The sequence below is a fragment of the Glycomyces xiaoerkulensis genome (genome assembly GCF_002798405.1).
GTDB classification, from domain to species: domain Bacteria; phylum Actinomycetota; class Actinomycetes; order Mycobacteriales; family Micromonosporaceae; genus Glycomyces; species Glycomyces xiaoerkulensis.
Genome location: NZ_PGGV01000029.1, coordinates 380,281 through 405,429, shown reverse-complemented (window position 1 = coordinate 405,429; position 25,149 = coordinate 380,281). Strand labels below are relative to the sequence as shown.

General features: G+C 66.6%; 24 protein-coding genes and 2 pseudogenes. 12 read left to right on the top strand and 14 right to left on the bottom strand.

Features of this window, described 5'->3' with window-relative positions:
* Positions 1-209 precede the first annotated feature (209 nt).
* Complete coding sequence (locus CUT39_RS12480; protein WP_100446996.1) at positions 210-449, top strand: hypothetical protein; 240 nt, start codon at positions 210-212, stop codon at positions 447-449.
* A 90-nt stretch (positions 450-539) separates the two neighbouring features.
* A complete protein-coding gene (locus CUT39_RS12475; RefSeq protein WP_100447126.1) occupies positions 540-974 on the top strand; it encodes an NUDIX hydrolase in 435 nt (144 codons plus the stop codon).
* Between the two features lie 46 nt (positions 975-1,020).
* Here the strand turns inward: CUT39_RS12475 and CUT39_RS12470 are convergent, their stop codons facing one another.
* Together CUT39_RS12470 and ctaC are read right to left on the bottom strand one after the other, a co-directional pair.
* Positions 1,021-1,467, bottom strand: coding sequence for a cytochrome c oxidase subunit 4 (locus CUT39_RS12470; protein WP_100446994.1), 447 nt, complete (start codon positions 1,465-1,467; stop codon positions 1,021-1,023).
* A gap of 12 nt (positions 1,468-1,479) precedes the next feature.
* Positions 1,480-2,427 carry an aa3-type cytochrome oxidase subunit II gene (ctaC, locus tag CUT39_RS12465; RefSeq protein ID WP_100446992.1) on the bottom strand — a complete coding sequence of 316 codons (948 nt, stop codon included), beginning with the start codon at positions 2,425-2,427 and terminating at the stop codon, positions 1,480-1,482.
* A 142-nt stretch (positions 2,428-2,569) separates the two neighbouring features.
* On the opposite strand from ctaC, the gene CUT39_RS12460 reads away from it, so the two are divergent.
* A complete protein-coding gene (locus tag CUT39_RS12460) occupies positions 2,570-3,685 on the top strand; it encodes a cysteine desulfurase family protein (protein WP_100446990.1) in 1,116 nt (371 codons plus the stop codon).
* Between the two features lie 220 nt (positions 3,686-3,905).
* Entirely contained in the window at positions 3,906-4,166 is a 261-nt protein-coding gene (locus CUT39_RS12455) for a hypothetical protein (protein ID WP_157930653.1), read from the top strand.
* A gap of 1 nt (position 4,167) precedes the next feature.
* Here CUT39_RS12455 and CUT39_RS12450 read toward each other — a convergent pair whose 3' ends face one another.
* Positions 4,168-4,515 carry a DoxX family protein gene (locus tag CUT39_RS12450; protein ID WP_100446986.1) on the bottom strand — a complete coding sequence of 116 codons (348 nt, stop codon included), beginning with the start codon at positions 4,513-4,515 and terminating at the stop codon, positions 4,168-4,170.
* Between the two features lie 271 nt (positions 4,516-4,786).
* Here CUT39_RS12450 and CUT39_RS20355 point away from each other — a divergent pair, with 271 nt between their 5' ends.
* The 3 genes from CUT39_RS20355 to CUT39_RS12435 all read left to right on the top strand — a co-directional run bounded on the left by CUT39_RS20355 (position 4,787) and on the right by CUT39_RS12435 (position 7,381).
* The gene (locus CUT39_RS20355; RefSeq protein ID WP_157930652.1) at positions 4,787-5,806 is read left to right on the top strand and encodes a hypothetical protein; all 1,020 of its coding nucleotides are present in this window, start codon (positions 4,787-4,789) and stop codon (positions 5,804-5,806) included.
* A 494-nt stretch (positions 5,807-6,300) separates the two neighbouring features.
* Positions 6,301-7,140 carry a Scr1 family TA system antitoxin-like transcriptional regulator gene (locus tag CUT39_RS12440; protein WP_100446982.1) on the top strand — a complete coding sequence of 280 codons (840 nt, stop codon included), beginning with the start codon at positions 6,301-6,303 and terminating at the stop codon, positions 7,138-7,140.
* Positions 7,130-7,381, top strand: coding sequence for a DUF397 domain-containing protein (locus tag CUT39_RS12435; RefSeq protein WP_100446980.1), 252 nt, complete (start codon positions 7,130-7,132; stop codon positions 7,379-7,381). The genes CUT39_RS12440 and CUT39_RS12435 overlap by 11 nt, the downstream gene beginning before the upstream one ends.
* Positions 7,382-7,476: 95 nt before the next feature.
* Here the strand turns inward: CUT39_RS12435 and CUT39_RS12430 are convergent, their stop codons facing one another.
* The gene (locus CUT39_RS12430; RefSeq protein WP_100446978.1) at positions 7,477-7,866 is read right to left on the bottom strand and encodes a RidA family protein; all 390 of its coding nucleotides are present in this window, start codon (positions 7,864-7,866) and stop codon (positions 7,477-7,479) included.
* A 69-nt stretch (positions 7,867-7,935) separates the two neighbouring features.
* On the opposite strand from CUT39_RS12430, the gene CUT39_RS12425 reads away from it, so the two are divergent.
* A complete protein-coding gene (locus tag CUT39_RS12425; RefSeq protein WP_100447124.1) occupies positions 7,936-8,538 on the top strand; it encodes a CGNR zinc finger domain-containing protein in 603 nt (200 codons plus the stop codon).
* Positions 8,539-8,609: 71 nt separating this feature from the next.
* Here CUT39_RS12425 and CUT39_RS12420 read toward each other — a convergent pair.
* From CUT39_RS12420 to CUT39_RS20800, 3 genes and pseudogenes are all read right to left on the bottom strand, one after another.
* Positions 8,610-9,398: pseudogene (locus tag CUT39_RS12420) on the bottom strand (inositol monophosphatase family protein); the annotation flags it as partial.
* Between the two features lie 94 nt (positions 9,399-9,492).
* Entirely contained in the window at positions 9,493-10,701 is a 1,209-nt protein-coding gene (locus tag CUT39_RS12415) for a chymotrypsin family serine protease (protein ID WP_100446976.1), read from the bottom strand.
* 276 nt (positions 10,702-10,977) lie between these two features.
* Positions 10,978-11,964, bottom strand: coding sequence for a hypothetical protein (locus CUT39_RS20800; protein ID WP_100446974.1), 987 nt, complete (start codon positions 11,962-11,964; stop codon positions 10,978-10,980).
* A gap of 302 nt (positions 11,965-12,266) precedes the next feature.
* On the opposite strand from CUT39_RS20800, the gene CUT39_RS12405 reads away from it, so the two are divergent.
* Positions 12,267-15,218 (top strand): AfsR/SARP family transcriptional regulator, encoded by a 2,952-nt coding sequence (locus CUT39_RS12405; RefSeq protein ID WP_100446972.1) that lies wholly within the window; start codon positions 12,267-12,269, stop codon positions 15,216-15,218.
* An 82-nt stretch (positions 15,219-15,300) separates the two neighbouring features.
* A pseudogene (locus CUT39_RS21225) lies at positions 15,301-15,940 on the top strand (IS256 family transposase); the annotation flags it as partial.
* 131 nt (positions 15,941-16,071) lie between these two features.
* Here CUT39_RS21225 and CUT39_RS12390 read toward each other — a convergent pair.
* Entirely contained in the window at positions 16,072-16,293 is a 222-nt protein-coding gene (locus CUT39_RS12390) for a PI-PLC domain-containing protein (RefSeq protein WP_100446966.1), read from the bottom strand.
* Between the two features lie 392 nt (positions 16,294-16,685).
* Here CUT39_RS12390 and CUT39_RS20345 point away from each other — a divergent pair, with 392 nt between their 5' ends.
* Together CUT39_RS20345 and CUT39_RS20340 are read left to right on the top strand one after the other, a co-directional pair.
* Positions 16,686-17,042, top strand: coding sequence for a hypothetical protein (locus CUT39_RS20345; protein WP_157930648.1), 357 nt, complete (start codon positions 16,686-16,688; stop codon positions 17,040-17,042).
* Positions 17,043-17,073: 31 nt separating this feature from the next.
* Positions 17,074-18,348 (top strand): hypothetical protein, encoded by a 1,275-nt coding sequence (locus CUT39_RS20340; protein ID WP_157930647.1) that lies wholly within the window; start codon positions 17,074-17,076, stop codon positions 18,346-18,348.
* Positions 18,349-18,499: 151 nt separating this feature from the next.
* Here the strand turns inward: CUT39_RS20340 and CUT39_RS12385 are convergent, their stop codons facing one another.
* The 6 genes from CUT39_RS12385 to CUT39_RS12360 all read right to left on the bottom strand — a co-directional run bounded on the left by CUT39_RS12385 (position 18,500) and on the right by CUT39_RS12360 (position 25,105).
* Complete coding sequence (locus CUT39_RS12385; RefSeq protein WP_100446964.1) at positions 18,500-19,537, bottom strand: ABC transporter ATP-binding protein; 1,038 nt, start codon at positions 19,535-19,537, stop codon at positions 18,500-18,502.
* Positions 19,527-20,564 (bottom strand): ABC transporter ATP-binding protein, encoded by a 1,038-nt coding sequence (locus tag CUT39_RS12380; RefSeq protein WP_232805728.1) that lies wholly within the window; start codon positions 20,562-20,564, stop codon positions 19,527-19,529. Before CUT39_RS12380 ends, CUT39_RS12385 begins: the two co-directional genes overlap by 11 nt.
* Before the next feature lie 5 nt (positions 20,565-20,569).
* Positions 20,570-21,481, bottom strand: coding sequence for an ABC transporter permease (locus tag CUT39_RS12375; protein WP_100446962.1), 912 nt, complete (start codon positions 21,479-21,481; stop codon positions 20,570-20,572).
* On the bottom strand, positions 21,474-22,484 hold the full coding sequence (locus CUT39_RS12370; protein ID WP_100446960.1) for an ABC transporter permease: 1,011 nt from the start codon (positions 22,482-22,484) through the stop codon (positions 21,474-21,476). The genes CUT39_RS12375 and CUT39_RS12370 overlap by 8 nt, the downstream gene beginning before the upstream one ends.
* A 64-nt stretch (positions 22,485-22,548) precedes the next feature.
* The gene (locus CUT39_RS12365; RefSeq protein ID WP_157930646.1) at positions 22,549-24,216 is read right to left on the bottom strand and encodes a peptide ABC transporter substrate-binding protein; all 1,668 of its coding nucleotides are present in this window, start codon (positions 24,214-24,216) and stop codon (positions 22,549-22,551) included.
* 205 nt (positions 24,217-24,421) lie between these two features.
* The gene (locus CUT39_RS12360; RefSeq protein ID WP_100446956.1) at positions 24,422-25,105 is read right to left on the bottom strand and encodes a carbohydrate kinase family protein; all 684 of its coding nucleotides are present in this window, start codon (positions 25,103-25,105) and stop codon (positions 24,422-24,424) included.
* Between the last annotated feature and the right edge of the window lie 44 nt (positions 25,106-25,149).

The following is a 25,149-nucleotide window of genomic DNA, read 5'->3' as shown; positions in this document are numbered from 1 at the left end:
AGGGTCGCGCTGGGACTTCACCGAATGCAGTGGCGCCTTGGACGCTTGCTTCACTGCCGGAACCCCTGGCCCCGGAGCCACAGTCGTTCCGGCGCAGGCGAATGGGCGGCGAAACATCTTACCGGCCGAGCGCCCGTGAATCAATCCGTGCATATGCACGTGCATTAGCACGGTAGCTTGCACGACGCGCCGGAGCTTTACCCTGAAGTATGGCCGCGTTGAGTCTCGGGTTCTGGATCCTCGCGGCGACGGCGATACCGGCCGTCGTCGCGGCGCTCGTCGCCGTCCTTGCGCTCCGCGGCAGCGAGCCCAGCGAGCGCCCCGCGATCCTGCGAGAACTGGCGGGGGTCTTCACCGCCCTCAGCTTCCGCAGGCCGCGATCTGGGACCCGCAGCACCGGCGACGCACCGGTCGAGGACGACCGGAAACGCGGCCCGGTGGACCGATAGGGTGTGCCGGTGACTCCCTCTGTGCAGCGACGCCGGGCCCCACTGATCCGCAGAGCGGCCGGGCTGGTCTTCTACAGCCTCCCCCACCCGATGCGGCGGCGCATCGTCCGCATCGTCACCCCCACCTACACCCTCGGCTCGGTAGTCCTGGTCATGGACCAGGCCCGGGAGCACCTGCTGATGCTGCGCCAGCCGCCCGGAAGGCGCTGGACGCTCCCGGCCGGACTGCTGAACCGGCGCGAGCAGCCTATCGAAGGAGCGCGGCGCGAACTGGCCGAAGAGACCGGCATCGAGGCCGACCTCGAGGAGCTGGCCCCGGCCGACCCCTGCGCGGTGGTGCACACCAAGGGCCGGTGGGTCGACAACGTCTTCCACCTGGTCCGCGACCCGCAGACCACGCAGATCAGCGTCGACGGCCACGAGGTGTGGGACGCCGCCTGGCATCCGGCCGCCGAGCTGCCCGAGACGACCCGCGCGACCGCCCGGCTCCTGTCCAACTACGGCATGGGACCACTGGCCGAATGACGAAAGGCCCGGCGCAGGAGCGCCGGGCCTTCGCTCAAGCTTGCCGCTACTCCGGCCCGAGTTTGCGGGTGCCGGTGTAGTACTCGAAGGTCAGCCCGCCGGTGGCCAGCAGCACCGTGATCCCGCCGGCGACCATCAGCCACGGCAGCCAGAACACCACGCCGATGCCCGCGAGCACCGCGGTGGCGGCCAGTCCCAGCGGCCAGTAGGAGCCGGGGCTGAAGAAGCCGACCTCACCGGAGACGTCGGCGATCTCCCCGTTCGGGCGGTCCTCGGGCCGCGGGTCGATGCGCCGCGAGATCATCCAGAAGAACGCCCAGATCATCCCGGTCAGCAGCCCGGACATCAGCAGCGCGATGGTGCCGACCCATTCGATCTGCCCGACGTGGCCGTGCGCCGGGTTCTCGTCGATGTAGGTCCAGTAGCCGTAGCCGGCGGCGAAGGCGAACATCGCCACCATGACGATCAGGAAGAGGCGGTTCTCGGTCTTCATGCTGCGCTCTCCTTAGCTCGCTTCGCCCGAGTTGGGGTCGGTGTCGAAGACCTCGGTCGTCTGCGCGTACCCGTCCTGGCCGATCGCCTCGAGCGCCTCGGGGGTGGTCGAGCCGCCCGCGCGGGCGTCGATGAACGTCTCGTAGTCGTCCGGGGAGACCACGCGCATCTCGAAGTTCATGAACGCGTGGTAGGCGCCGCACAGCTCGGCGCAGCGGCCGACGAAGGTCCCCTCGGAGTTGAAGTCGACCTCGAACCGCTGCGTCTGTGCCTCGCTGCCGGGGATCACGTCCCGCTTGAACAGCAGGTCCGGGACCCAGAAGGAGTGGATGACGTCCTCGGAGGTGGCCTCGAACCGGACGTCCTCCTGGTTCGGCACGACGACGATCGGGACGTAGTCGGAGCTGCCGGTCTCGGTCACCGGCTCGCCGGAGGCGTCGGTGATCGGCTCGCACTCCTCGTCGGCGTAGGTGAACTGCCAGTTCCACTTGAAGGCGGTCACGTTGGTGCAGGAGGTCGGCTCGTCGCTCATCGCCGTGACCTCGTCCTGCACGATCACCGTGAAGTAGAAGAGGACGAGGACCATGATGACCGGGAGGCCGGTGAAGGTGAGCTCGGCGGGCAGGTTGTACTTCGTCTGGCGCGGGAGGTCTTCCTCCTCCATGCGCTCCTGCTCGGGCAGCTTCTGGTCGCGCTTCTTGTAGGCGGCGACGCACCAGAAAGTGAGGCCCCAGACGATGACGCCGACCGCGAGCGCGGCGATCGTGGCGCCGATCCAGAGGTCGAACATCAGTTCGGACTGGTCGGTGGGCCGCAGACGAGGCCACCCGAAGTAGAAGGCGTCCTCATAACTGCACCCTGCGAGTACCACGGGGAGCAGCGCGGCGATGCCGGTGAGACCTATGGCGCGGCGGGTTCGGCCGCGAGATTCCCGGGACGGTTTTCCGACCACCTGTCTCATGCCTTTCTCACTGCTTGGCTGCCGAGTCGCCGCCTGGGCAGGCGGCGGCACGCAGATCTAACGGCTCAGAGCCTACTGCCCGGCCCGGATTGCCGGTCGCAAGGGGTTGGGACCGGTGCCCGGCGTCTTCTACATTTGACAGGTGACGCAGACGTACTTCGACGGTGCGACCGCTCAGCCGCCGCACCCCGCCGCCCAGGACGCCTATGCTGCGGCTTTGTCGGAGGGATGGGCCGGACCGGGACGACTGTACACATTGGGCCGACGCTCGCATATGCTCCTGGAGGCCGCCCGCCGGTCGGTCGCCGACGCCCTCGGCGCGGCGCCGGATGAGGTCACTTTCACATCCAGTGGGACGCAGGCCGTGCACGCGGGGATACTCGGCGTGATCACCGCCCGGAGCGAACCGGGCGCACTGGCCCACGGCGCCGTCGAGCACTCGTCGGTCCTGCACGCGGCCCAATGGCATGAACGCTCCGGCGGCACCTCGGTCGAGCTCCCGGTGGACCGGCTCGGACGGGTCGATCCCGACCCGCTCGCCGGCGTCGAGGACGCGGCCGTGCTGGCCGTGCAGAGCGCCAACCACGAGGTCGGAACCCGACAGCCGATCACCGAGATCGCCGCGAACGCCGAGGGCGTGCCGCTGGTGTGCGACGCGGCCGCGAGCCTGCCGTGGGAACCGGCCCCGGCCGGATGGTCGGTCCTGGCCGCCAGCGCCAAGAAGTGGGGCGGGCTGTCGGGCTGCGGGGTCCTGGTGGTCCGGAAGGGCACGCGCTGGCGGAACCCGTTCCCCGGTGAGGACTCCTCGCTGCAGGAGGCGATCGGGGAGGTCGACGTGCCGGCCGCGGTCGCGGCGGCGGCGGCGCTGCGGGCGGTGGCGGCCGAGCGCGACGAGCTGTCCAAGCGGATGCGGGACCTGACCGACCACCTGCGGCGGGAGATCGCCGCCTCGATCCCCGAGGTCGAGCTGCCCGGCGACCCGGACGACCGGCTCCCCCACATCGTCACCTTCTCCTGCCTGGGCGTCGACGGCGAGGTCCTGCTCGGCGAGCTGAACAAGGCCGGTTTCGCGGTCTCCTCGGGTTCGGCGTGCGCCTCCACCAGGCTGCGGCCCTCGCACGTGCTGCAGGCGATGGGCGTGCTCAGCCACGGCAACGTGCGGATCTCCCTGCACCGCGAGACCACCGAGGACGAGGTCGAACGCTTCCTGGACGTGCTGCCGGGCATCGTCGCGGACATTCGGCGTATCGCCTCATAGACGCGCCGGGCTCGGGATTTCCCACTGGTTCCGAGCCCGGCGCCCCTGCTTCTCTATGGGGTTGATCTTGCTGCCGGGCAAGGGAATTCGTCCGGGTCGCGGACGCTGCGAATCGCCGTGGTCCGGTACCGTGAGAGTCGGCGTATGAGGCGGCACGATTCTGCGGCGGCCCGTGCCGGTGGTGAACACGAACCCGCGAGCGAGAAGGAGACCGGTGGCGATGGCGACTACAGCGGAGATCAAGGCCCAGATTCAGGCGGCGATGGAGCAGGCGAACGAGGCGATCGCCTCGGTGACGAACGCGCAGACCCAGGGCGAGAGCGCCATCGAGTCGATGAGTTCGACGACTCAGGACACGTCCAGCTCCATGCCCGGGGAGGCGGTCGGCCAGTGGCAGGAGGCCATCGAGCGGCTCACCGAGGCGATGACGACGTTCCAGGCCGGCAACACCACCGCCGAGCAGTACATGAACAGCATTTAACTCAGGCGGTGAGGAGCCGCAGCACGAGGATCGCGATCGCGGCCAGCGCCAGGAGCGTCGGCAGCGGGGTGCCCTGGCGGTGGCCGACTCGCAGGTGGGCAATGACCGCCCCGATGAAGTAGAGCGCGCTGCCGATGGCGGCGGCTACGCCGATCGGCCACCAGAACAGGCCCGCGAGCAGGCCGATCGCGCCCGCGATCTCGAGTATCCCGAGCGGGTCGGCTATCCGGGCGGCGCCGACCTCTTCGAGGGTGTCCATCATCAGGGCCTGCCGGCGGAACTTGCCGATGCCGGAGTTGCCCATCAGCAGCGCGAGGATCACGGTGAGCACGACGGTGGCGGTGAACATGGCGCTCCTTCCGAGGTCTGAGGCCGGGCGGATGGCCTGCCGCCCGATCCCGCCTCCGGCGAAGCCTATCGGAGACGGCGCGGTGGCGGTGGACGGAGTCGCCCGGTCCTTCACCGGGGGTGACCGATCCCGGACGGGGCGCTGGGGGTGTCGAGGCGAGCCGGTCGCGGCCGAGGTCATCGGCGCTCCCGGTGGACGCCGCTGAGTAGCATGGCCGGACCCGCCTCCGGGTTGACCGTGCCGCACAGAAGTCGAGACCAGGTGGATGCACATGACCGACGCAGTTCCCGGTGCCAGCTCGCTCGCCTCGTACATCCGGACCGGCAGCCGAGCCGACCGCACCGCCTACCGGGATCTTCCGGCCGAGCAGCATGCCGCCTACTACGGGCTGGTGAACACGGTGTTCTCGGTGATGGTCTCCCATCATTTCGGCGGCGAGTTCATCAAGGACGACGTCGACCGGCTCATCAGGCGCATCGCCGCCCGCCATCCGGATTACGGCGGCGGGGTCAAGCGGGTCCTGCGGACGGTCCTGGAGAACGCGGACCGGCGGTCGGGGATGAACCAGCAGCAGCTCCGGACGGCGCAGCACCTGGTGATCCGCGAACTCGCCAAGCTGTACCCGCAGGCCAAGGCCAATGCGGAGCAGATCGTGGCGGAGTCGGCCACGATCATCGGCCTCATCGAGCCGCCCCGGCCCGAGGCTCCGCAGCGCCCAAGCGCCCCAGCCGAACCCGAACCCGAGGCCGAGCCGGAACCGGAGACCATCCCCGAGTTCGAAGGCGAGGCCGCCACCGGTGAAGAGGTCCTCAGCGACGAACTGGCGGAGCTGGACCGCCGGTACCTCGAGATGCGCTCCGAGATCGCCGAAAGCGAGTTCACCGGCTCCGACCCCGACCGCCATGCGTCGGTCGCGCTCGACTTCGCAGGCGATCTGCGGGGCCTCGAGCTCCACGCGGGAATCGAGCGGAAGGACGGCCGTGGCGTGGCTGAGGCGATCATGTGCGCCTGGAACGTGGCCGAGCGGGAGCGGGCCGCGGGCCGCGAGGCGACCAACCGGCGCTTCGGCATCACCGATCCGCAAGCGCCGGCGGTGCTGGAGCGCACCGAGATCCAGGTCAAGTCCGACTCGGGTGCCTGCCGAGTCGGCGTCGACCGGAACGGCCGCCTGAGCGAGGTCGTCTTCCTGGAAGACGACCTGTTCGGCCCCGCCGGGCGCGACAGCCTCGCCACCGACGTCGCCGGGGCCGTCCATTCGGCCCAGTCCTCCGCCGCCGCACCGATTTCCTGATCCGAGTCGGCGGGGCCGGTCGGTCCCGTGGACCGATCGACCCCGCCGATTCCTCACCCGGTGGTCGGGCGCGGCGGCCATTGTGAGGCCAGGGGACGGCTAGCAACGACCGACCGCCGCGCCCGAGTGTTCATCCCTTCCGATGGGGGGAGTCGACGCACTCAGACCGCACATTCGTGAATCCATTTCGGAATGTCTGATATCCGATCGTCAGAGCGCCCGGGAGCCGCTTGTGGATCGGGAGGTCGCTGGCTCCCGGGCGCATCCCCACCGGTCGCGAACCTCTGGCGTGCTCGCGACTGACTTCAACATAGACGCATCTTCCGTTGCACGGCAACAAGAGAAATGGAAACGCAAGGCCGCTACCCCAACTTCGAACCAGGAGGATTCCACCTCGAAATATTCACGGTCGCTTTCTCCCCCACCGACTTTCCAGTTGATTACCAGGCAATTGGACTGTGTCATAGTGAGAGACCGAAATCCAACGCGCAACGATGCGGGAGGCGATCATGCGGAGACCGGACATGGGTCGGTTCTTTCTCCGGAGGATGCTGAGGAAGGCTCGGAATAGCGCCGGACTCTCCCAGAGGGACTTGGGCGACGCCATCGGACGCTCCGACGACACCATCCGCGGCTGGGAGCTGGGCAAGACCGACGTCCCGCACTCCTGCATCGACGCCCTCGCCGAGGCGACCGGCATGAGCTCCGAACTCAGGGGCTACATGAAGAAGGTCGCCAGGGCGCGGCACAAGGGCGAGCCGATCCCGATCGAGGCCGACATGCGGTTCAACGCCATGTACCTCTCGCTGGGAGAGGCGCACTACGGCGACATCTTCAAGTGGGACTCGGTCCTGATCCCCGGTCCGCTCCAGACGCAGGGCTTCCACTTCTCGGTCGTCCGCAAGTCCGAGCTCATCTCCTCGGATGACTACTTCGAAGGCGGGTGGCGCTTCAAAACAGAGCGGCGTCGAGTGCTGGAGGACCGGCAGGACCAACTGAAGATCCAGTTCCTCATCGGAGAGGCGGCCTTCCAGCTTCTCAAGAGGGAGCCCGAGGAGATCCAGCACGAGCAACTGGACTTCCTCGACGTCTGCGACCGTCGACCCGGCTGGGAGATCAAGGTGCTGACCGATCCCTGGGCAAGCAGGCAGGGGAACTTTGAGATCTACGGGGAGGGCTCCAGCAGCTCCGCAGGTCCGCCGTTCGTCTACACCGAGATCCACGATTCGAGTTGGCTCATTCCGAACCCCTCCAGGATCGCGAAGTACGATGAGTTCCGCCAGAAGAGGTGGCCCAGAGCGATCCGATATGAGGAGTACCGCAATGACTACTGACGTGACCGCGTGGCGCAAGAGCACCCGCAGCGGGGGTGGCAACGACACGAGCTGCGTCGAGATCCGTCGGGCCTGGCGCAAGAGCACCCGCAGCGGCGGCGGGAACGACACCAACTGCGTCGAGGTCGCCCCGTGCTCCGACGACGGCTTCCACCTGCGCGACTCGAAGCTGGACTCAGCTTCCCCCGTCTTCGACCTCTCCGCCGACGACTTCGCCGCCCTGATCAACGCCGCCGGCTAAGGCGACCTCCCGTACGGCCCCAAGGCGACCGACTCTGCAGCCGAGCGGTGGCATGTCTTGCCGGACGATTTCCTGCCGTTCTGACCTCCGCGTGCTCAGACCACGGCCACCGCGTCGATCTCGACCAGGGCTCCGGGAGCCAGGGCCGAGACGACGTGGACCGTGATCGCCGGCGGTGGGTCGGCCCGATTCCACACCTCCTGGAAGGCGGCCACGCCCTCGTCGAACGACTCGCCCTCGACCGTGGCAATTCTCCAGTGCACGATATTCGCCAGGCTCGCTCCCTCGCTTTCGAGGATCGTCGCGAGGTTGCGGAACGCCTGCCTACTCTGCTCCCCGACCGTGGGACCGACGACCTTGCCGTCGGCGTCGACGCCGTTCTGCCCGCCGATGTAGATCGTCTTCGTCGGTTCTTCGACCACGACGGCCTGGCTGAACGCCGGGCTGCGCTGAAGTCCCTCCGGATTGATGTGCCGCATCTGCACGATTCGCCTCCTCGATCAGTGTAACCGGTTATAGGGGTTCCTTCTTGTGAAACCTAATATACTGGTTTCATGCGACGGAATGCGACCGGACAGCGGCTGCACGATCCCAAAGGAGGATCGTTCTGGTTCGATGCCGGTGCGGCGTGCCTGGACTTCGCCCACACCGGAGGTGAAGGCCGGTACGCGGTGTTCGAGACCCTCCACGAGCCGGTCGACCTGGGCGAATGGCTGGCGCAGCCCCCACTGTCGGTGGTGACGACAGTCCCCGTCACGTTCGACGAGCTGGCTACCGCCAAGACGCTCCGCCAGGCGATCTGGGACACCGCACACGCACGCGCCGCGGGCCGCGCCCTCCCCGAGGCGGCGGTCATGTGCATCAACCGGGTCGCCGCCGCCGCGCCGCTTGCCCCAGAGCTCGCCGCCGCTGGCACCACCGCTAAGTGGGCACCGCCGGTGCAGGCGGCGCAGGCGCTGTCGACGCTGGCGCGGGAAATGATCGAACTGCTCTCGGGGCCGCTCGCCGAGCGCATCCGCGAATGCGCGGGCGAAAACTGCCCGCTGGTATTCGTCGACTCCTCCCGTCCCGGCGCACGACGATGGTGCTCGATGGAACGGTGCGGCAACCGGCACAAGGTCCGAGCACACAGGGCTCGGCGGGCCGCCGACCGGTGACAGTGCCTCGGCGGTGAACGGGTACGGCGGACGCCGAGTTCGGGTGCAACATGTAACGAACGCTCCGTGCGCCGGACGATCGCCATCAGCGCTTCGTGGGTCTCGCGGTCGGCGGCGGCTATCAGTCCGGTCTCGCCCGAGCCGACCGGTTCACCACGCAGGTCGGTCACGACGCATCCGGCCGCCCGGCAGAGGGCGATGCCGCTGGAGAAATGCACGTTGTCCCGCATCGGCCCGTCGGTCACATAGGCCGCCCGACGCCCGGCCGCCACCCACGCGACCGCCAGCGTGGAGGAGACCACGCGGGGTCCGAACCGCTCGGCGAACGCCGGATCGGCGAGGAGTCCGGTACCGGTGAATCCGGGCACGGTGGTGTACCGGACATCGAGGTTGACGTCCACCAGGCCGGTCCAAGACGCGGGACGCAGCGTCTCGTCGCCGGAGTCACGCCGCGCGAAGGCCCGTTCGCCATCGGTCCAGAACACCTCGCCGGTCGCCGGGTCGGCCGAGGCCGCCGCGGCGATGCCCGCCCCGTCCCGCAGGGCCACATTCACAGCGGCCAGCAGGTGCCCGGCCGCGTAGTTGACCGTCCCGCACAACGGGTCGACCAGCCACCTCCGGTCGGTGCCGCCCGCTCCGGTCCGACCGCTCTCCTCCCCCGTCACCGCATCGTCCGGGCGGGCGGCGCGGAGGATATCGAGGATCGCCTGCTCGGCCTTGAGGTCGGCGTCGGTGGCGAAATCCCCGGGCGACTTCTCGAAGCGCTCCAGCGGGCCGGCGAACATCTCGCCCACTACCTCGGCTCCCGCGTTCACTGCAGCGACCGCCAGCGCGGCGTCGCTGAGGCTCTTCGGATCCACATGACGAGGCTACGCGGGCCGCGAGTAGGAGACTCGCGCGGCGAAAGGGCTGCGGCCCTGCGCTCCCGCAGGGCCGCAGCCACATGCGATGGGGCTACTTGGTGCGTACGGTCACGCCGATCGCCTCGTCGAAGTCGTCGGCTCTGGAGAAGACGTTCTGCCAACTGCAGTCGCCTACGTGCGATCCGTAGGCGCGGTTGTTCCACGACCAGCCGCCACCGGAGTCGCCGCCGATGGTGACGTCACCGTCCATTCGGACCAGGCTCTGGGTGTAGTAGCCGCCGAGCGTGCACGACCACCAGGGGTTCTGCACGTCGAGCGAGCACTGGCGGGAGCCGGTGGAGCGGCCGAAGATGCAGATCGACTCGCCGACGGAGAATCCCCACCACGGTTCCACCGACAGGGTGTCGCGCCGGTAGTTGGGGTGAGCGTAGAACTCCGCCGGTTCGACGTGGTACGGGGCGATGTGCCACTCGACGTCGCCCCAGTAGCCGCGGTGCTGGCGCTGGAAGCGCAGATCGTTGAAGCCCCAGTTGGGCTGGTAGAGCTGGTTGATGCCGGTGCAGTGCCCGGCGGTGGTCACGCCGGTGACGCCCTCGGGGCTGATGACGGTCCAGCCGCTGGTGCATTCGAAGTTCCCGTCGTCGTAGACCGCGGAGCCGCCGTAGGCGTGCTCGGTACGGTTGCCGAGCCGGTCGACGACCTCGAGGTCGACGCCCTTGTGGAACTCCTCGGAGAGCCGCTCGCGGATCTCGTCGGGGTCGGTGGGCAGGTCGGGCTGGGCGGCGAGTTCGGTGGCGATCCGGCCGTCGGTGATGTCGAAGCCGCTGGACAGGTCCTCGTAGCCGAGTTCGATCAGCTCTTGGTTGAGCCGCTGGTTGCGCTCTTCGAGTTCGAGGAACGAGAACGGCTGGTGCTCGGCGACGATCACGTCGAGGCCGCTTTCCTCGATCACGCGCCAGATGTAGTCGTCGGCCTCGCCTTTGATGTAGAGCGTCGGCGGGCCGCCGGACTTCTCGGACAGGGCGGTGCCGACGAACACGTCGAGGCGTTCCGGGGCGATCTCGTCGGCGATCTCGCCGATCGCCTCGGCGACGCGGTACTGGGCTTCGGCCTCCTCGAAGCTCCAGCCGCGGGCTTCGGCGGTGATGCGGAGGTCGTCTTCGAGGCTCTCCTCGGGGCTCTGGTAGCCGTCTTCCGGGGGCGGATCTTCTTCTTGGGCATTGACCGCGGCCGGCGAAGCCAGCAGCAGTCCGGGGGCCACGAGCGCGATGAACACGCGCTTCGCGATGGGACTCTTCATGTATTGCGTCCGATCTGCTCGTGCGTTGAAGAGAGGTGGTTCTACGAGAGTCGGGCCCGACTGCAGGCATGGTGACCTGAACAATGAGTAACGCTATAGCTACATGAAGATCAACTCAAGTCCTTTGTGTCATCAGTCCGAGAGGCTAGCCCGGGTCTCATCGGCGTTTACCGAGGCAAGGCGGACAACACGGCACCTGGATGGGTCGACATTGGTCGGATATGCGACACACGGTGCCACGGCCGCCGGAGGCGCGCGATCGGCCCGCTGGCCCGACTACGGGCCTCCCCCACCGCCGCCACCACCGCCGCCGTCGCCTCCGCCGGAGAAGCCACCGCCGCCTCCGCCGCCGTCCATTCCGACGTCGATCGAGACGCTGAAGCCGCCAGCACCCGAGGCACCGGCGACCGGTCCGCCTCGGGTCCGATGTAGCTTGACCCATTTCGAGTCTCTGATCCCGTCGGCCTTCAGTCTGCGGAGCAGTTCGTGGTCGCTCATCGCCGACAGGCCCCACCAGGCGACCCGCGCGTTCTGCGACCGGTAGCCCGCGAAACGCGGCATCAGCAGCTTGTATACGGCCGTTCCCTTCGAGGTCCGGCCGTTATGGAGGACCATCATGGAGAGGATCTTCATCAGGATGAACGCCGCGACGATCGAGAGCGCGGGAAGGTGGAACATCTGCGCTCCCCAATCGACGGAGAACCTCCAGTGCTCCGACGGGTCCAGCCGGGCCTTCGAAATGTTGTAGGCCAGGTATGCGGTCAACGCCGAGGGCACCGGCGTGCCGAGCATGATCAAGGCGCGCTGGCCGGCCCGTGTCGACACCAGCCGGTGTCGCAGGAGCCAGGTCGCCTCGGGCAGGTGCCCTTCGGTCCCGATCCGCTTCCTGGCGTCCCGCAGGTCGCCCGGGTGCTCGGCGAGGAGGCGCAAGATCCTGCGATCGGATTCGTCGAAGTCCGGCGAGTCGAGATCGACGCCCTCGGCGATCACGAGGACGAGCTTGGGCTCGCGGCCGAACCGGCGCTGTTCGGCGAAGGTGAGCAGTCCCTTCTCGAGCAGCGCGACGATGCGCGCGTCGATCGCCCGAATCGGACCACCGGAGATCGCCGCAAAGTGCCGGAGTCCGAGCTCCCCGGTCGCACGGATCGCCTCCTCCGCGGCCTCCGCACTCGGGAACCGCCTGGAGCAGAGGATCAGCACCAGAACCAGCACCGGGACCGCGGCGGAGACGACGTAGTGGGCGATCAGCAACGGCGTCGACATAGAGGGCTCCAAGGCAGGGGACCAATCGGGACAAGTGCTCCATCAGGGATGGTCTTCCACGGTAGGGCGTGGCCGCCAATGCGGCTCCGCCTGGAATTGCGGCAACGGTCCAGCACGGATACGTTTGACTGGGATCGCCATCATGTGGTCTTCACCACTAATCGCAACGTGCAAGGTCCGCAAACGCGCCTATAGAGGACGACAGCACGCGAACCGCCTACGAGCGGTGGCAATCGACCCGCCGGTACCGGGCCGAACAGCACTTCGACCACGGTGTCGGCACCGACCCAAAGGGGACGGCCATGCTCGAATTCCGCCTCCTCGGCCCCGTGGAGATCCTCCGCGACGGCGAGCCCGTACGTTTTCCGCGACAGGCGCCGACCCGGATGCTGGCCGCACTGCTCTTGCAACCCGGATGGGCCGTCAGCACCTCCACCCTGGTCGACGCACTGTGGCCCGACGACCCGCCGCAGACGGCCCGCAGGCAGATCCAGAACACCGCCGCCCTGATCCGAAGGCGACTCGACTGCGGGAACCTGCTGACGCACACCGCCGGCAGCTACACGATCAACGTCGACACCGACCAATGCGACGCCGAACGGTTCAAGGAGTCGGTCGCGCTAGCCAAAGACGCCCGCGCCAACGGCGAACTCGCGACTGCGCTCGCATACCTCCGCGACGGGCTCGCCCTCTGGCGCGGGCAGGCGCTGGCCGACCTGACCGGCCAGTACTTCGAATCTGCGGCCCACTCCCTCGATGAAGCCAGGCTCGTCGCCATCGAGGACCTCATCGACCTGGAGACACGGGTAGAGCGCGACTACGAACGGGTCGTCAACGAACTGCAGCGGCTGTGCGCCGACCACCCGCACCGGTCCAGGATCGTCGGGCAGCTCATGACCGCGCTCTACCGCCTCGGCCGGACCCCCGATGCGCTGGACGCCTACCAGCGGTTCCAGGAGCGGCTCGCCGACGACCTCGGCATCGACCCGCCCCACGAGATCCGCGAACTCCACACAGCGATCCTGCGCGACGAGGTGCGGCTCCAGGAGGCGCCGCAGAGACCTGAAGCGCCGCATCGGGATACGGCCCCTCGACCGGCCCAACTGCCGAGCGCCCCGCGGACGTTCACCGGCCGCGACGGTGAACTTCGACGATTGACCGAAATCATGTCCGAACCCGCTTCACGGCACCTGGTCGCGATCACCGGACTGGCCGGTTCGGGCAAGACCGCTCTGGCCCTGGAGTGGGCGCATCGGGAGCGAGAACGCTTCCCCGACGGGCACCTGTACGTCGACCTCCGCGGGGCCGACGCGTCGGCCCCAATGCCGCCGGGGCGTGCGCTGACGCACGTGCTGCGGTCGCTGTCGGTTACGGCCGTTCCGGACTCGATCGACGAGGCGGTGGCGATGTACCGGTCGATGACCGCTGACCGGCGACTGCTCGTGGTCCTCGACAACGCCGCGGACGCGGCACAGGTGCGGCCGCTGCTACCCGGCGCCGGCGGGAGCGCGACCCTGGTGACGAGCAGGAACCGACTTTCCGGTCTCACCGTCCGCGAGGACGCGGCCCTGCTCCGACTCGAACCGTTGACGACGACCGAGTCTTTGGACTTGCTGGGCGCGATGCTCGGAACCGAGTGCGTCGCGGCCGAGCCGGAAGCGGCCGAGCAGATGTGCGAGCAGTGCGGACATCTCCCGCTGGCACTGCGGATAGCCACCTCGCGGCTGCTCGACGCTGAGGGAGTCGGCATCGCGGACCTGTGCGAAGAGCTGGGGGCCGACCGTTTGTCGGCGCTGGAGATCGAGGACGATCCCTTGGCGGCGGTGCGGTCGGCGTTCGACGGCTCGCTGCGGCGGCTCGACGCGATGACATTGAACTTCCTGATGAAGCTCGGTCTCCTGCCGGGCAGCGGCTTCCCGCACGAACTCGCCGCGGAAATCGCCGACACCGACCTGCGCGGTGCGGTGAGCACCATCCGACGCGTCGAGAACGCCTCGCTGCTGGAGCCGGACGGCGCAGGGCGAAGCCGCTTCCACGATCTGGTGAAGACCTACGTGGATGAACTTGCGCGGGGCGAGCTGAAGCAGGAGGTGCAGGAGTCGGTCCACGACCGGTACACCGACTGGTACTACTCGAGGACCGGGACGATGAAGGCACTCGAGTTCGACAACGTGCTCGCGGCGGTGCGCCGGTGGGCCGGGCACCGCCGGGCGGTGCGGCTGGCCAGGCCGCTGTCGATGTTCGCGCCCTTGGCGTTCAGCACCAAATGCGTCCGAAACGAGGTCGAGGCGGCTCTGCCGGCCGAAGCCGAAGTCGAAGCCGCATCGATGCGTTACGAGCTGCACTCGACTCGATTCCAGGTCCTGTGGTCGGCCGGAGAGTACACCGACGCGTTGCACCATGCGCGGCTCGCAGCCGCGGCGGCCGAGAAGGTCTCGGACACCGAAGCCGCTGCCGCATACGGCGACATGGCCGTGGCGCTGTACGGATTCGGCCGGTACCGGGAAGCGATGGAGTTCGGCGAGAAGGCGGTGGCGATCGGCCGCACGGTCAACGCGGCTCGGCTGGGCGGCGACCTGGGATGCGTGGCGCACCTGGCACGCGCCATGGGCAACCACGGACGCGCCGAAGCACTGGTCAATGAAGCGATCGAAATCGCCGAAGCCGCTGGCAACCGCGTGGACGTCATGGACTGCCGCCTCACGGCGGCGCTCCTGGACCTCGACCTTTGCCACTGGGAGGCGGTCGAAGCGACATTGGACGAAGTGGAGCGATTCGCAAACGAGGAGAACGCCGTCCGTTTCAAAATCCTGGCGGCGAGGATGCGCGGAGAAATGCTCCGGATGCGCGGCCGATACTCTCAGTCCCTGACCCTGTTGGAGCAGGCGCTCGCCGATGCCGAAGCCACACAGCGCACGGGTATGGCGCGACGAGTCCGAATCTTCCTCGCCGAGACCTTGGCCGAAAGCGGCAGGTCCGACGAGGCGATGACCCATCTTCGGAAGACATTCCAGAACGACGAGGGGCGCCTCCGTCCGACCGAGGAGGCTCGGCGCGCACTGGTGCTCTGCAAGATCCACACCCAAGCTGGCCACCAAGCCGAAGCGATCGAGGAAGGTCAGAAGGCCGTGACCCTCTACGAGTCGATGCCCGATCGCCTATGGCGCCACCGATCCGAATCGGCCCTCACCGCTGCCCGGAGATCCGGGGGTCTGGCAGATATTTTGGGTGTCAAGGTGGTCCAGGAAGGTTGAAGTAGTCTGCTGCTTCAGCCGGGAATGGATTGCTTTGAACGACAACACGATCGAGAACGAGACCTCCAACAGCGCCGGTGGCCTGGAGGTGCGGATCGCTGACGAACTGGTCGAGCGGGCCTGGACCGAGGGCTTGGAGCTGACCGGTCCGGACGGGCTGCTGGCGGCGGTGACCAAGAACGTCATCCAGACCGCACTTGAGGCCGAGATGACCGAGCACCTCGGCTACGTCAAGGGCGACCGCGCCGGTGCGGCTGAGGCCGGGGAGGGCAACCACCGCAACGGCACCTCGAAGGAGACCGTGCAGACCGGCGTGGGGCCGGTCGAGCCGGACATCCCCCGGGACTGGGCCGGCCGGTTCGATCCGGCGATCGTCCCGGGGCACGACCGCCGGGTCGGCGGGTTCGACGAGGCCGTGCTCAGCCTGTACGCGGGGGGCTGACGACCGGTGATATCCGGGCCCACCTGGCCGAGATCCACGGCGCTGAGGTCTCACGGGAGACGGTCAGCAAGGTCACCGACTCGGTCGCCGCCGAGCTCGACCAGTGGCGTAGCCGTCCGCTGGACCGGGTGTACGCGGTGGTGATGATCGACTGCATCTACGGGGGACCCGCGACGGCGCGGTGGCCTCCCGGCCGGTCTATGTCGCGGTGGGTATCAGCCTGGACGGCGAGCGGGACGTGCTGGGCCTGTGGGTCGGCGACGGCTCAGAGGGCGCCCGGCCCTGATCTCCCTCGCCGTCGTCGGCCCGCACCCGGCCGATGACCTGACGCCCGGCGCCAACTGCAACCAGCAGGATCTTCTGATGGCCGGGGCGCGAGCCGCGCAGCCGCTTGCCGTCCAGCGCCCAGTGCTAAAGGTCGGCGGGCTCATCGCAGCCGTTGTCGTATTTCGCGGCCAACTCGGCCAGGCTCAGCGGAGAGACCGCACCGATCGCCCGGCACAGCGTATCGTGCGAGGACGGGAAGTAAACCACGCCGATCTTTCCGCGCCCCAGCGCCTCCAACGTGAGGTGCGGGGCGTCGGTCGCCCGCTGGTGGATTGCCGAGATCGTCCGGCGCCTGGCGTCCGGCAAGGGTCGCGACCACTCTAAAAAGCGAGTGCCGACGCCCGTGTGGCGAACGCGAGTAGGGAAGCTTGGCGTCACACGAGGCGAAGACCGACATTGATACATGGTGCGTGAGACGCTTGTATCGCAACGGGATGCTTCAACTGGCGGGCGCTTGAACACCCCTGTCAACGAAGATCCCGTTGCTTCAGTTACGTCCCTCATCAAGCGCCACGTTAACACTCCTATGTATCTTGGAGAAGCCCTGGTATCGCGGTCTCCTCGCGCAATGCTGGGCACTGGTGCGTTCTTGATGCAATTCTGGTGACCTTGCATCGTACTGTAAGAGAAATAACCGTTTCGATACAGTTATCGGAACTCGAGATCAATCCTTAGAATAATGGAGGTTGATTTACCTAATGGGACGCCAATATACCCCAGAAGATATTCGTGAAATAGGAACAGATACCATCCCGGCGGTAGCGGCCAGCTACGAAACCTTGAAAAATAGGACTGCGGAAGCAGACTCACTGGTCGACGAAACATTCAGAAATAAAAGCATTATACCCAACCCGGCTTCTGAAGCCTTTACTACTCTGTGGGATCGGTTTGTAACTGTCACTGAGGAGAGTCCCGAAACGCTCAATGCAATGGGTGAGACGTTCGCCACTATAGCCGATTCGTATGATGCTGATGAAGAGGACAACATCCTCGACCTAGATAGCGTCTTCGATCAAGATCTGGAGAACCATTATCTGAATGAACTCAACGGCTGAATCCAATTCGTTCTATTGAGAGGGAGGAACCATGGGACTCTGGGATGACATCACAGAATGGACTTCAGATAAGTGGGACGACTTTACTGATTGGTTGAATGACGACGATCGCTACGAATCAATTGATGAGCGTGAACTCAATGATGGAGAACTGGACTCAGCTCCAAAGAAGGATGACATACTCGAAAATCTCGAGAAACTTGAGCCCATAATGTTGGAAGGCTATCGCCGAGAAGAAGCGTACCAACGCTATCGCGATTATGTTTTCAGAACCCACAACGAGGAGCTACGATCATGGTGGTCAGCCCGGAAGCTCATAGAGATGGGGGGCGGGTATGTTAAAGAATCTCACCATATCGACGAAGAGATCAGTCTTAGTGGATTCTATCGATGGTCCGATAAATTGGAACTCTTCATGCCGAAAGAGGTACCAAACAGCGTTGCGGAAGAATACCACAATGGCGAGAGCTTTCAGCAAAGTTGGCAAGGGACGGATGGGTCGGATGATGATGACATTGACGAAGCCGTCAATACTAAAATGGACGATAAATTCGGTGGAATCGTAGAAGCGTACAACGAATTCATGGACCAGTGTGATCTTCCTGCGATGCAGGAACTCATCTCACAATTGGAGAGTGTGAACGATGCTGCCGTCGCGATCCATGACGATCATTACGAAAGCGAGTGCCGAAAGATCCGGAATCTATTCGACGAATGGGATGGAGACGACGCTGATGTTGCACTTGAGAAGTTCGGGTTTCGCATCGAGGATGCAGTGTCGGAGATCAAACTAATTACGTCACATCTCTGGGGAGCGGCAGCGGCCGAGGGAACTGCGCAGGCCACGGTTATGATCGCGGGGTACAATCATATCGCAACAGCCTGGAATGAAATGCAGGCTAAGCTCCATCCGGAACCGTCGGCTGGAGCAGAGTCTGCGGCGCGGTATACCGGATCGACGATTCTGGGAGAAATTCCGATTCCAGGCCTCAGCAGAGGAATCAACGCAGTTGACACGACAATCACGGTAACGACAGATGGAGACGTGAAGTCACCGATCACCGGGACCGTCGGCAAACTAATAATCGAGTTTGCGGGTAGCAAAGAGGTACCAGATGGCGAGGCATGCGATGAAGTTGCTGAAAAACTTATCGACGGAGCGAATGACTGCACCAGAAAATTGGAAGAGGCGAGGGAAATTTATACGCACGGTCAAGAAGGACCGGCTCTTTGGGATAAGGCGGAACAGGTAGACAATTATTGGCCGGGTAATGTCGACGAGATCGTTCCTGGCTATATCGACTGAATGGCTCTTCTGTCTCAATTCACCTCGATTATTCAGCGTCCCTTATGGTTCGATTAGCAGTCTGGCTTGTGCTAATTTGTCCTCGCCGTTGTGGGATGACCTCAGGGCCGGTCACTGCGCGACCGGCCTCGGCTGTGGCTTTCTTCCGCGGTTACTTGACCGCGTGGGTCACGTCGCGTTCCTCGGCGTAGAAGCAGGCGGTCGGGTGGGTGCCGTGGTTCCCCACGTCAAGGCTCGGCACCTCCTCGGCGCACCGCTCGGTCGCCTTCCAGCACCTGGTGCGGAAGCGGCAGCCCGACGGAGGGTCGATCGGCGAGGGCACGTCGCCCTGCAGGATGATCTCCTCGCGGTGCCCCCGCAGTGAGGGGTCCGGCACCGGCACCGCCGACAGCAGCGCCTGCGTGTAAGGGTGCCGCGGGTGGTCGTAGATCTCGGCGCCGGTCCCGTGCTCGACGACCTTGCCCAGGTACATCACCGCCACCTCGTCGGCGATGTGGCGCACCACTGACAGGTCGTGGGCGATGAACACGTACGCCAGCCCCAGCTCGTCCTGCAGCCGCTCCAGCAGGTTGATCACCTGCCCCTGGATCGACACGTCCAGCGCGCTCACCGGCTCGTCGCACACCAGCACCTTCGGCCGCAGCGCCAGAGCGCGGGCGATGCCGATGCGCTGCCGCTGCCCGCCCGAGAACTGGTGCGGGTAGCGGTTGACGTGGTCGGGGCTCAACCCCACCAGGTCCAGCAGCTCCTTCACTTCGGATCCCACCTGGTTCTTCGGTACCACGTCCTGGTGGATCGCGAACGGTTCGGCGACGATGTCGCCGACGGTCATGCGCGGGTTCAGGGAGGTGTACGGGTCCTGGAACACCAACTGGATGTCGCGCCTGACCGGTCGGATGTGGCGGTCCTTGAGGTTGCCGATCTCCTTGCCCAGCACCTTCACCGAGCCCGAGGTCGGCCGCTCCAGGCCCACCAGGACCTTGGCGAGGGTGGACTTGCCCGAACCGGACTCGCCCACCACGCCGATGGTCTTGCCCGGGTAGAGCTTCAGGTCGACCCCGTCGACCGCCTGCACGTGCCCGATGGTCCGCTTGATGACGATGCCGCGCTGGATCGGGTAGTGCTTGACCACGTCGGTCGCCTCGAGCACGGGTTCGGCGGCGTGCTCCTGGCCCAGTTCAGCGTTCATCGCGGTAGACCTCCTCGGCGAAGTGGCAGCGGCTGCGGTGGCCGGTGGCCACCGTTTCGTAGGGCGGGTCCTCGATCGAGCACTTGTCCTCGGCGGCCCAGCAGCGGGGGTGGAACGAGCACCCGCCCGGCAGCGCCCCGGGGTTGGGCGGGAGCCCGGAGATGACCTCCAGCTCCTGGCCGAGCGTGTCGACCCGTGGGATGGCCTTCAGCAGCGCCTTGGTATACGGGTTGGCCGGCCGCTCGAAGATCTGGTGGATCCCCGCCTGCTCCATGATCCGGCCGGCGTACATGACCGCCACCTCGTCGGCCACGTCGGCGACCACGCCCAGGTCGTGGGTGATGAGGATCAGGCCCATGTCGCGGTCTTCCTGGATCTGTCTCAGCAGCCTCATGATCTGCGCCTGCACGGTCACGTCCAGGGCGGTGGTCGGTTCGTCGGCGATGAGGACCTCGGGGTCGAGCGCGAGGGCCATGGCGATCATGACCCGTTGGCGCATCCCGCCGGAGAACTGGTGCGGGTACTGGCCCACCCGGTTCTTCGCGTCGGGGATGCCGACCAGGTCGAGCAGTTCGATCGCCTTCAGTTTGGCGTCCTTGCGGCTGGTGCCGCGGTGCATCCGGAACAGCTCCCCGATCTGGAATCCGACCGACCACAGCGGGTTCAGCGCCGACAGGGCGTCCTGGAAGACCATGCCGATGTGGTTGGCCCGGACCGTGCGGCGGGTCTCGGCGTCCTGCTGGAGCAGGTCGACGCCGTGGAGGCGCACCTCGCCGCCGGTGATGTGGCCCGGGGGCGAGTCGAGGATGCCCATGACCGCCTGGGAGGTCACCGACTTGCCCGAGCCGGACTCGCCGACGATCGCGAGGGTCTGGCCCTGTTCGACCGCGAAGGTCGCGCCTCTGACGGCCGGGATCCGGGAGCCGCGGACGGCGAACTCGACCTGGAGGTCTTCGACCTCGAGCAGCGGGGCGTTCATGTCGGCGCCCGGCAGGGTGTCGCCGACGACGCGGAGTGTCTGTGCCACTCGGGTCACCTCAGCTTCGGGTCGAGGGCGTCGCGCAGGGCGTCGCCGATGGTCGCGAACGCGAACACGGTCAGGATCAGCAGCACCAGAGGCAGGCCGAACAGGTAGATGTAGCCGCCGCCGGCCCATTCGGTGCCCTTGGCCAGCAGCACGCCCCAACTGGTGGCCGGGGGCTGCACGCCCACGCCGAGGACGGCGAGCGCGGATTCGGCGACGATGATGGAGCCGAGGGTGGTCGGCACGACCGCGGTCACCGGGACGACCGCGTTCGGCAGGACGTGGCGGAACATGATCCGGCGGTCCTTGGCGCCCAGGCAGCGGGCGGCGGTGACGTAGTCGAGGTTCTTGGTCTCGATCGAGACCGCGCGCGTGTAGCGGCAGAACTCCATCCATCCGAACAGGGTGAGCGCGAGTGCCGGCGGGCCGACCGTCTCCAGCAGACCGCCGGAGGAGCCGCGGCCGCGGAACAGGCTCAGCAGGAGGATCGCGCCCATCATCAGGGGGATGACGATGAAGACGTCGAGTGCGCGGGAGATGATCGCGTCGACCCAGCCGCCGTAGTAGCCCGACAGGATGCCGAGGGTGAGGCCGATCAGGATCGAGAAGACGATGACGGTCACCGCCAGCGCGATCGTCGGGCGGGTGCCGTGGACGATGGTGGCGGCGAAGTCGCAGCCGAAGCCGTCGGTGCCGAGCGGGTGTTCGCCGCGGAACCAGGTGTCGGGCCGCTGGCGGGCGTCGCGGCCGATGCACCGGGTGGGGTCCTTGTCGGTGAACAGGGTCGGGAAGACCGCCATGGTGGCGACGAACAGCAGGATCAGCGCGGCGAGGATGACGTCGGGACGCCGGCGCATGGTGCGGAAGGCGTCCTTCCACAGCGAGGCCTGCGGTGCCTCGGAGCTGAGCGACTCACTCATAGCGGATCCTCGGGTCGAGTGCGGCGTACAGGAGGTCGACGATCATGGTCACGGTGATGACGACTACGGCGCTGGCGGTCAGGCCGACGATGACGAGGTTCGTCTCCTGGCGCTGCACGGCTTGGAAGATCATGCGGCCCATGCCCGGGATGCCCATGACGCCTTCGGTGAGCACCGCGCCCGAGAGCATGTAGGCGAAGGTGTAGCCGACTCCGGTGACGATGGGGATCATGGAGTTGCGCACCACGTGTACGACGGTGATGCGCATTCTCTTGAGTCCCTTGGCTTTGGCGGTGCGGACGTAGTCCGAGCCGAGGTTCTCGAGCTGGCTGGCCCTCACTAGGCGGGTGAGGGTCGCCAGTCCCACGGTGCCGACGATGATGCCGGGGATAATGATCGTGACCCAGGGGTAGTCGGCGCTGTAGCTGGGTCTGAACAGTTGGCCCATGAACGATTCGTCGCCCCATATGCCGCGTGCCCAGTTGGTGAGGGGTACGGCGATGATGTAGACGTAGGCCAGCAGGACCAGGAAGACCGGTACGGAGTCGATCAGGATGGTGGTGCCGCGCACCGAGTGGTCGACGAACCTGCCGTGGTGGCGGGCGGCCCAGGTGCCCAGGATCATCGACAGCGTCACCAGGGTGATGGTGGCGAAGATGAACAGGCGCAGGGTGTTGGGGATCCAGATGGCGAGCAGTTCGCCGACGTCTTGGTTGCCGGTGAGCGTGGTGCCGAAGTCGCCGCGGGCGTAGTTCTGCATGCGTTCGACGAAGGGGGCCAGGCAGGGGTCGCCGGTCCGGTCGTAGCAGGCGTCGTCGAGGCCGTAGAGGCGTTCGACCTGGGCGAGCATGGCGGGGTCGGGCGTGCGTTCGCCGCCGAAGAACAGCAGGGCGGGGTTGCCGCGGATCTGCACCGAGAGCGCCATGAGGTAGTGCAGCAGGAACAGCGTGATGAACAGCGTCAGCAGTCCCTGGAGCAGGCGCCGTATTACGTAGCGTCCCATTGTCTTCCAGTTCCAGAGCTGCGGGCGGGCCCGTGGCCCGCCCGCTGCCCGTCGTAGGTTCCGGCTACTCGACTACCTCGATGTCGCGGAGTTCCGCGTCACCGCCGGGGCCGGAGTAGATCGGGTGGACGATGACGTTGTCCACGCGCTCGCTGTAGTAGTAGTTGACCTGGTCGACCCAGATCGGGGCGCTCGGCATGTCCTCGGCGAGGATCTGCTCGGCCTCCTGGTAGAGGCCGACGGCCTCGTCGAGGGTGTCGGCCGCGGCGGCCTCGTCCATCTTGGCCTGGTACTCCTCGCTCTCGTATCCCTGGTGGTTGACGCGGGCACCGCCGCCGTAGATCGGGTCGAGGTAGTTCTCGTTCAGGTTGTAGTCCGGTCCCCAGCCCGAGCGGAACGGGCCGTCGAGGGACTGCGCCTCGCGCTCGGCCAGGAAGTCGGTCCACTCCATGGGGACGATCTCGTACTCGATGTCGAGCGTCTGGGAGATCGAGTCGCCGACGGCGCGGAAGACGTCGAGGTTGTCGGCGGCGTCGTTGACCCAGATGCGGAGCGGTTCGTCCTCGGGCCAGCCGCCGGCCTCGTCGAGGAGGTCGTTGGCGAGGTCGGGGTTGTACTCGCAGTACTCGCCGCAGGCGCCCTGGCCGCCGCCGAGGATCGATTCGGGCACCCAGGTGTCGAGCGGGTTGGCCCGGTCCTCGCCGATGACGGTGATGACGCCTTCGCGGTCGATGGCCGCCGAGAGGGCCCGGCGGAGGTTGACGTCTTCGAACTTCGGGTCGTAGAGCGTGTAGGCGAGCATCAGGATGCTGGTGCCGTCCTGCTGGATGTGGCGTTCGGCCAGCTCCGGGTCGTTCTGGGCCTGCTCGTAGTCGGCCGCGGTGGGGCGGCACACGTCGATGGAGCCGGTCATGAAGTCCGACCAGCAGTCCGATCCTTCGAGGTAGACCGTCCAGTCGACGGCGTCGATGTTGGCCGGCTTGTCGCCCTGGTAGTCGTCCCAGGCGACGGCGGTGCCGCCGCTCTGGATGTTGTAGGGCTCTTCGAACATGAACGGGCCGTTGCCGATCGGCTGCTCTTCGCAGGCGTCGGTGTCGTCGAGGCACTCCTGCGCGACCGGGAAGAACGCCTCGTAGCCGAGCATGGTGGGAAAGCCGATGAACGGCGCCGACAGCTCGACTTCGAGCGTCAGGTCGTCGACGACGGTCAGGCCCGACAGCTCGGTGGTGTCGACGTCGGGGAACTCGGGCGTGTCGGGGTCGGACCACTCCTCCTCGGGGAGCGGGTCGGGGTTCATCTCGTCGTAGCCCTCGATCGACGCCATGAAGTAGTTCAGCGGCAGCGCGTTCGGGCCGTAGGCGACGCGGTTCCAACCTCGGACGAACGCCTCGGCGTCGACCGGCTCGCCGTTGTGGAACTCCAGTCCCTCCTGGATCCGGATCGTCCAGGTCTGGTTGTCCTCGGAGGTGATCTCCTCGGCGACCAGGTTGTCCGGTTCGCCGGTCTCGGCGTCGTAGTAGACCAGACCGTCGTAGACGTTCTTCATGATCCGGAAGCCCTCGGATTCGCCCGATCCGCCGGGGATCAGGCTGCGGACTTCACCGATCTGCATGTTGACGGTGCCGCCTCCGTCGCCGTCGCCGCTGTCGACGTCGCTTTCGTCGCCGGCGCAGGCGGTCAGGGCGAGCGCGGCGGCCGCGCCCGTCGCTACCGCGTAACGAGTTCGTCTCACTGGTCGCTCCATGGATGTGAGTTGAGTCATGGGATGACTCACACCATGTCTCACAACGCGGCCGATTGTAAGGGTCCGTTGTGAAATCGTTACCCAGTGGACGGCCGTAAGAGACCTAACGGCGCGGGAAGCTTCGCGAAATCACTGAAAGGAATCGCGGCCAAGATGCAAATGATGTCCGGGAGAAAAGGGACGACTCAGGAGTTCAATCCGGCACCACGTAGGCGGACGCTTCGGCGGCCGCCGCCGCTCCGTACGATTCCTCCAGGCGTTGCACGAATTCGACGGGATTCACGCTGTAGTAGCGGGTTCCGACCGATTCCGAGGCGATCACGCCCAGTTGGCCGCCGACCTCGGCGGCGCGGCGCAGCGACATGCCCCAGCCGAGGCAGGCCAGCAGGCCGGCGGTGAACGCCTCGTGGACGCCGGCCGGGTCGATCGGCTCGCGCGCCCTGGCGACGGGCACGCGGGAGCCGTCCATGTCGTGTCCGGCGATCTCGACGCCCTCGGCGTCCTCGTCGGTGACCCGGACGCGGACCTCGGACAGGATCCCGTCGTCGTCCAGGCCGGTGGTGGCCTGCAGGAACTGGTAGCCCTCGGTGCTGGTCACCAGGAACTTCGCGCCCCCGATGAATTCGACCGCCTCGCCGCCCTCCAGGCCGGTCGGGTCGGCGCTGAACTCGAGGTCGAGTTCGCGGCACTGCTCGGCGAGCGAGAGCATCGCCTTGGGCTCGTCGGCGCCGATGTGGACCAGACCCAGCGGGCCGGTGCGCTCCATGACGTCGATGAGGTCGGTCTCGCCCGACTCGAGCGTGATCGGCTCCCCGCCCAGTCGGCGGATGCCGTAAGCGATCTCGGGCGCGGTGGAGCCGGTGACGGCGGTCTTCATGAACGGGACCTCGCAGGAGAAGAGCCAAGCAGACAGCACGCGGC